This is a genomic window from Kribbella sp. (assembly GCF_035687465.1).
Taxonomy (GTDB): Bacteria; Actinomycetota; Actinomycetes; order Propionibacteriales; family Kribbellaceae; genus Kribbella.
The window spans coordinates 1-6806 of record NZ_DASRXP010000205.1 but is presented as its reverse complement, the minus strand read 5'-3'; the positions used below and the strand labels follow the sequence as shown (position 1 = coordinate 6806).

General features: G+C 66.2%; 8 protein-coding genes and 1 pseudogene. 7 read left to right on the top strand and 2 right to left on the bottom strand.

The window, feature by feature from the left end; translation table 11 throughout:
* Window positions 1-561, top strand: a 561-nt coding sequence (locus VFG33_RS10305; RefSeq protein ID WP_325024882.1) for a hypothetical protein, incomplete at its 5' end; no start/stop codon positions are given.
* 10 nt (window positions 562-571) lie between these two features.
* Here VFG33_RS10305 and VFG33_RS10300 read toward each other — a convergent pair.
* Window positions 572-955: pseudogene (locus tag VFG33_RS10300) on the bottom strand (GPP34 family phosphoprotein).
* A 92-nt stretch (window positions 956-1047) separates the two neighbouring features.
* Here VFG33_RS10300 and VFG33_RS10295 point away from each other — a divergent pair.
* From VFG33_RS10295 to VFG33_RS10280, 4 genes are all read left to right on the top strand, one after another.
* Window positions 1048-1656 carry a GNAT family N-acetyltransferase gene (locus VFG33_RS10295; protein ID WP_325024880.1) on the top strand — a complete coding sequence of 203 codons (609 nt, stop codon included), beginning with the start codon at window positions 1048-1050 and terminating at the stop codon, window positions 1654-1656.
* 2 nt (window positions 1657-1658) lie between these two features.
* Complete coding sequence (locus VFG33_RS10290) at window positions 1659-3413, top strand: IucA/IucC family protein (protein ID WP_325024884.1); 1755 nt, start codon at window positions 1659-1661, stop codon at window positions 3411-3413.
* A gap of 58 nt (window positions 3414-3471) precedes the next feature.
* Window positions 3472-3990, top strand: coding sequence for a Uma2 family endonuclease (locus VFG33_RS10285; protein WP_325024879.1), 519 nt, complete (start codon window positions 3472-3474; stop codon window positions 3988-3990).
* Window positions 3991-4083: 93 nt separating this feature from the next.
* Window positions 4084-4650, top strand: a complete 567-nt coding sequence (locus tag VFG33_RS10280; RefSeq protein WP_325024875.1) for a Uma2 family endonuclease — start codon at window positions 4084-4086, stop codon at window positions 4648-4650.
* A gap of 19 nt (window positions 4651-4669) precedes the next feature.
* On the opposite strand, the gene VFG33_RS10275 is transcribed toward VFG33_RS10280, so the two are convergent.
* Window positions 4670-5596: a LysR family transcriptional regulator gene (locus tag VFG33_RS10275; protein ID WP_325024873.1), complete on the bottom strand. Its 927-nt coding sequence runs from the start codon at window positions 5594-5596 to the stop codon at window positions 4670-4672.
* Between the two features lie 119 nt (window positions 5597-5715).
* On the opposite strand from VFG33_RS10275, the gene VFG33_RS10270 reads away from it, so the two are divergent.
* Window positions 5716-6342 (top strand): putative serine hydrolase, encoded by a 627-nt coding sequence (locus VFG33_RS10270; protein ID WP_325024871.1) that lies wholly within the window; start codon window positions 5716-5718, stop codon window positions 6340-6342.
* Window positions 6339-6806: YbhB/YbcL family Raf kinase inhibitor-like protein (locus VFG33_RS10265; protein WP_325024869.1), on the top strand; the 468-nt coding region annotated here is incomplete at its 3' end. The genes VFG33_RS10270 and VFG33_RS10265, both read left to right, overlap by 4 nt.

Genomic DNA, 6806 nt, shown 5'->3' with positions numbered 1-6806 from the left:
GCCGGTCTGAAGCGGATCGCCGTCGCCCTGGTGAGCACTGCCCTGCTCGCCAGTACTACGGCCTGTTCCAGCAACTCCAGCACCGGCAACGAAGCCAAAGAGACACAGGCCCCGATCGTGGAGCCTGTGACGACGCCGAGCACTACACCGGTGGCGCTGCCCGACCTCAACGCCTCCAACGTGGTGGCGGGCCTGTCCGGTGCCGGCTACAAGTGCGGCAACGACGGCACCTACGCCATCTGTACTGCGGGGCCGGTGGCGGTGTGGGTCCTCACGGGGACCCACAAGCGTCCGCCTGTGGTCTCACTGCATTCCGCGGGTCCTGCGCAGACGGCAACAGCCGCGATTGCCAAGGACCTGCCTCGGGTGCTGCAGGTCGCGCACATCTCCCAGTCATCGCAGATCACCAGCTGGTTCGGTCAGCAAGCGGGCAAGCCGGCCGCCCAGACCACCGCCGGTGACTGGCAGGTCGACTGGTCGGTCGAGGTGGACAGCGAGGAGCCCGGCGCCCACCTGAGCCTGATGGACAAACTCTGCAAGGCCAACTGCCAGGCCGAGTAGGGCTCTTGCGTCAGGAGTTGGAGGCGGAGGCGCCGGCGGTGACGCTGACGACGATCGCGGCGGTGACGGCTGCCTGCATGGCGTCGACGGCGGCCTTCACCGCGTCGGCCGCCCACGCGGACTCCGAGATCTCCTTCGCCCGGCGCTTCAGCGCCTTCTCGTCCACCGCGTCGGTGACGATCTTGGGCACCACCTTGAGTGCGTTCAGCAGCGCGATCAGCGACCCGATCCGCTAGTCCGGCTGGGTGCCGAGCTTCAGCACGTTCTCCAGCGCGCTCCGCACCTGCCCCTCGTGCCGCGCGTCCTTGGCCGGCCAGCGAGTGACCGGGAACAGCCCGAGCACCTTGCCCTCCTCCGCCTCGAGGATGCCCCGCTCAGCAAGCCGCGCCAGCACCTGATTCGGCGTAGGGGCGACTGTCTACTAAGGTAAGCCTTAGCTAACAGGATCGCCCGCTTGTGATGCCACCGGAAAGCAGAGACTCCGCCATGACCCGAGCACTGCCCCAGCAGCCGACCTTCCGGCGCTTCGCCGCCGGCGTCGGCACCCTCAGCCTCCGCCCGCTCGACCTCGACCGCGATGTGCCCGCCCTGCACAGCTGGGTCACCCAGCCGTACGCGCGTTACTGGGGCATGGTGAACGCCACGCTCGAGGACGTCCACAACGAGTACCTGCGGATCCAGCGGACCGATCACCACCGGGCGTTCCTCGGTGAGCACGACGGTCGGCCCGCCTTCCTGATGGAGCGCTACGGGCCCGCCGACGACGCCGTGGGCACCGTCTACGACCCGTCCCCGGGTGACATCGGCATGCACGTCTTGGTCGCTCCGGCTGAGCCTGGCCACCGGCTGCCGGGATTCACCGGGGCGGTGTTCGAGACGATCCTCGACTTCCTCTTCAGCGACCCGCTGGTGGATCGCGTGGTGGTCGAGCCGGACATCCGGAACACCAAGATCCAGGCCCTGAACGAGCGGATGGGCTTCCGCAAGCACAGCATCGTGCGCCTGCCGGACAAGCAGGCCTGGCTGAGCTTCTGCAGCCGCGACCAGTACGCCGAGGCCCGCTACCGGGCCGTCCACATGAACGAGGCAGGGTGACTATGACCGATCTGACCGCACACCTCCACCCGGACAGCTGGGCCGTTGCCAACCGCGCGCTGGTCCGCAAGGCGCTCGCGGAGTTCATCCACGAACGCCTCTTCGAACCAGTTGCCACCGGCAAGGGCTACCAGGTCTCCAGTGCCGAGAGCCAGTACTACTTCGAGGCTGGGCGCTACCCGCTGAACCACTGGGAAGTGGATCCGGCCAGCATCACCCGGACCCGTGACGGCGAGGAGGTTCCGGTCGACGGGCTGGACTTCATCACTGAGTTCCACCAGCAGCTCGGCATTGGTGCGGAGATGCTCCCGGTGTATCTCGAGGAGATCAGCAGCACGCTGGCGAGTACGGCGTACAAGCTGGCCAAGGCCGACCTCACGGCGAGCGACCTGGTCACCGCGGACTTCCAGACGATCGAGTCCGCGATGACAGAGGGCCACCCGTGCTTCGTGGCGAACAACGGGCGACTCGGGTTCGGCGTGGCGGACTACAGAGCCTTCGCGCCCGAGGCGGGTCAACCTGTTTGGCTCGCGTGGCTCGCAGTACACAAGGACCGTACGACGATCTCCCACAGCGAGACGATCACGTACGACGCGCTCCTGCGGGAGGAGCTCGGTACAGGAGTGCTGCAGCGCTTCGCGGAGCGGATCCGGGCGGCCGGAGCCAACCCGGCCGACTACCACTTCATGCCAGTGCATCCGTGGCAGTGGGAGAACAAGACGGCGATCACGTTCGCGGCGGACATCGCGCAGCGGCACATCATCTATGTCGGCACCAGCGACGACGACTACCAGGCGCAGCAGTCGATCCGGACCTTCTTCAACCGGTCCCACCCCGAGCGGCACTATGTGAAGACCGCACTGTCGGTGCTGAACATGGGGTTCATGCGCGGCCTGTCCCCGACGTACATGGAGAAGACCCCGGCCATCAACGACTGGGTGTACGGCCTGGTCGAGAACGACGTGGTCCTGAAGCGCTACGACTTCTCTGTACTCCGTGAGATCGCCGCGGCCGGCTACCACAACACGTACTACGAGGCGGCGACTCCCAAGACCTCGCCGTACCGGAAGATGCTGTCCGCGTTGTGGCGGGAGAGCCCGGTGGAGTCGCTAGCGCCCGACGAGCGACTGGCCACGATGGCGAGTCTGCTGCACGTCGACAGGCACGGCTCGTCGCTGGCGGCCGCGCTGATCCGGTCGTCGGGCCTGTCGGCATCGGCCTGGCTGCGGACCTACCTCGACGCCTACCTAGTACCGCTGCTGCACTGCTTCTACGCGTACGAGCTGGTCTTCATGCCGCACGGCGAGAACCTGATCCTCGTACTGCGTGACGACGTGCCGGTCCGGGTGATCATGAAGGACATCGCGGAGGAGATCGCCGTACTGAACCCGGCGACCGAACTCCCCGCGGATGCCGAGCGGATCCGGGCGACCGTGCCGGACGACGAGAAGCTGTTGTCCGTCTTCACCGACGTGTTCGACTGCATCTTCCGGTTCCTGTCACCGCTGCTCGACGCGGAGGGGCTGCTGTCGCCGGAGGAGTTCTGGTCCGTGGTGGAGTCGGCCGTGCGCGACTACCAGGCGGCGACCCCGGAACTGGCGGAGGCGTTCGCGAAGTACGACATCTTCGCGCCGGAGTTCGCGCTGTCCTGCCTGAACCGGCTGCAACTCCGCAACAACCAGAACATGGTCGACCTCACCGACGTGGGGAACTCCCTCCAGTTCGTCGGCACCCTCGAGAACCCGATCGCTCCCTGAACTTGACGGCTGTGGATAAGTCCCGCGGCGGTCCGCCCGTTTCCGCGATGCTTGACGGGTGATCGACAACCTGCGGACCCTGCGAAGACCTTCGCGCGACGGCCGGCGGTACGAGGTGGTCGACGGCAGGTTGCTGGTGACCGGTGTCCAAGGACCGCTTCACCACGCGGCTGTCGTCGGCCTGATGGTCAAGCTCAAACAAGCCTGCCCACCGGACCACCTGGTCGCCGTCGGCTCCCTGGACTTCCGCCCGACCCGCGGCCTCTCTCTCCGCCCCGACCTCCTCGTCTGCCGCTCCGCCGACGCGGGTCCCCAGTACGTCGAACACCCGCTCCTGCTGGCCGTCGAGGTCCTCTCGCCCTCCACCCGCACCACAGACGTAGTACTGAAACGCGCCCTCTACGAACAATCCGGCGTCCAGTCCTACTGGCTCCTGGACCCCCACAACCAAGAACTAACCGCCCTCGCCCTAACCCCCACCGGCTACACCTGCCAAGCAGTAATCCAAGGCAACGAAACCTTCACCACCACCCTCCCCTTCCCCATCCAGCTCACTCCAGCCGAGCTCACACCATGAGCCATCCGGGGCAGCACGGGGCAGATCTGGATCTGGCCTGTCGGGGTCGAGGCAACGTCAGAATGCTGGTCCGATGACCGAGAAGGAGGCACCATGGGAGCCGTGCTGACACTTGAGCCACGGGACTACACGCTGGCCGACCTCGACACGATTCCTGACGACGGGATGCAGCGCGAACTGGTCGACGGGATGCTCCTGGTGACACCTGCCCCCTTGGCGATCCATCAGCGGGCGGTGTTCAAACTCGGCTTCAAACTCCAGCTCGTCTGCCCTGACGACCTGGAAATCTTCAGCGCACCATTCCACTACAGACCCACCAGCGAGCGGTCTCTCCAGCCTGACCTGCTCGTGTGCCACCCAGAGGATGTCGGGGCGAGGTGGATCGAAAAGCCACTGCTGCTGGCCGTCGAAGTCCTTTCGCCTTCGACCCGGATGAAGGACCTGCTACTCAAGCGCGGCGTCTATGAACAGGCCGGAGTCGCCTCCTACTGGCTCTTCGATCCAGAGACCGAAGTGCTCACCGTCCTCGAACTGTCCGATGGAAGGTACGTCGAGCGAGCAATCGTCAAGGCCGACGACGTCTTCGAAGCTGAGCTTCCGTTCCCCGTCCGGATCGTACCGGCAGAGTTGGTCCGCCCCGCCAAGCGTTCAGCGGCCTGACCATTGTCAGGTAACCGGATCATCCCTGCTGAGCTGGTCCGCTGAGGCGGGTGCGGACGTGGGGTGGCATTACTAGGGTTTCGTCGGCTATCGCGGCGACGAAGGCGGCTGTGATCGGGTCTGGTTTGACGCGGGTGTAGACCGATAGCGGCCGGCGGACCTCGGGGTCGGCGCGGAGGACCACGCCTTCGAAGTGTGGGGGAATGACGTTGGCGGGGACGAGTCCGATGCCGAGGCCGGCGGCGACCAGGTTCAGGGCTGAGGTGCTTTGTTCGGTGCGAACGGAGACCTTGGGGCTGAAGCCGGCTGCGCGGCACGCCTGATCGAGGATGTCGGCCAGGCCGCTCGGCGAGGTGAAGTGCACCCAGTCGCAGTCGGCGAGGTCTGCCAGCCTGACCTTGGGCGGTTTGCTGTCCAGGTCAGTGTCGGCGCTCGCGACGATGACGAACTCCTCCACTCCGATCTCGCGCGCCGGCCCGTCCCAGGCTGCCGGTGTCGGGCCGACCGCGACATCCGCCTGGCCGGCCTCCATCGCCGCGATCAGGTCGTTGGTGTGCCGGAACTCGACCAGATGCGCCTGGAGCTCGGGGTACTGCTGACGCCAGATTCGCAGAGCTCCGGGCATCACTCCGACACTGATCGAGAACAGCGTGCCGATGTGCAGTTCGCCGGTCTCGACGCCGGAGGCCCTCCGCGCCGCACTACCGGTCCGCTCGGCGTGAGCAAGGCTTGCCCGCGCATGCGGCAGCGCCGTGCGGCCGGCCGGTGTCAGCCGCACTTGACGGGGCAGTCGTTCGAGCAGCGGACCGCCAAGCTCACGCTCGAGGGCCTGGATCTGGTGGGACAACCCCGGCTGGCTGACATGCAGCATCTGCGCGGCCCGCGTGAACGAGCCCTCGTCCACCACCGTCACGAAGTATTCCAACTGACGCAAGGTGATTGTCATGCACTCAGGTTATCGTAACCAGACTTTCTATCTGTTGGACTTGTGGATCTGCCGCGGGCAGGATCGATGTCAGTTCACCGATTCGGCGAACGTCGACCCAAGATCGAGCTGGAGTGGAGATGCGAGAACTCAGGCTGCTCTGCCTGCACGGGTACCACGGCAGCGCCGAAATCTTGCGCCGGCAGATGCGACCGCTGGTGCAGGACCTGGATGTCGGAGCCGACTTCGTCTTCGTGGACGCGCCGTCGCTCGCCCTTGGCGACTTCGGCTGGTGGCATCTCGACTTCCGAGGCTGGGAACGGACCCGGGACTGGGCCGTGGAGCTCTTCCAGCGGCAGCCGCACTTCGACGGAGTCTTCGGTTTCAGTCAGGGCGCGGCCCTCACCGCCCTCCTGGTCGGGATGCGCGCACCTGACGGTCGCGTCTCCGACGAGCAGCCGTTGTCGTTCGACTTCGCGATGATGGCGAGCGGGTTCCGCAGCGACTCCCCGCGGCATGCCGCGCTGTTCGCCGCGAAGCAGAGTTTCAGCCTGCCATCACTGCACCTGATCTCCCGGTCCGATCCGATCGTCGCTCCCGCCGATTCGCAAGCACTCGCGAGGCAGTTCGAAGCACCCGTCGTGCTGGACCATTCCAGCGGCCACGTCGTGCCCGGCACACCACCGATCCGAGCGGGAGTCGCGGACTTCCTGCAGCAGATGGCGGATCGCACCACCACAACCCATCCAGGAGTGAGCAGCAAATGAAACGCAGGATCATGATCTCCGCGGCGATCGCAGCCGTCGGCGTAACGCTGGCCGCCACGTCCGCCTACTCGGCAAGCGGCACGACAGCAGGTCAGGCAGGTCAGGCAGTCAGCGACACCGAAGCCCAGCAACAGTTCCTGCGGCACGGTCCGAACCCGTACCAGTACCTCCCGAAGGTCCCGTCGTTCAAGGTCACCAGCCAGACTGTACGGAAGGGCCGGCCGCTGCCGACACCCCAGCAGTCCGGCATCTTCGGAGTACCTGGTGGGAAGGACATCTCGCCGCAACTCTCCTGGTCCGGCTTCCCGACGCGGACGAAGAGCTTCGTCATCTCGATGTACGACCCGCAGGCGCCGACCGGAAGTGGCTTCTGGCACTGGGTGGTGGCCGACATCCCGGCCACGACGAAATCCCTGCCGCTGAACGCAGGTGCGCTCAACAGCACCGCCCTTCCGGCTGATGCG

Coding starts and splice junctions, on each gene's coding strand:
- VFG33_RS10295 (WP_325024880.1), top strand. CDS start 1,048: ATGACCCGAGCACTGCCCCAGCAGCCGACCTTCCGGCGCTTCGCCGCC.
- VFG33_RS10290 (WP_325024884.1), top strand. CDS start 1,659: ATGACCGATCTGACCGCACACCTCCACCCGGACAGCTGGGCCGTTGCC.
- VFG33_RS10280 (WP_325024875.1), top strand. CDS start 4,084: ATGGGAGCCGTGCTGACACTTGAGCCACGGGACTACACGCTGGCCGAC.
- VFG33_RS10275 (WP_325024873.1), bottom strand. CDS start 5,596: ATGACAATCACCTTGCGTCAGTTGGAATACTTCGTGACGGTGGTGGAC.
- VFG33_RS10270 (WP_325024871.1), top strand. CDS start 5,716: ATGCGAGAACTCAGGCTGCTCTGCCTGCACGGGTACCACGGCAGCGCC.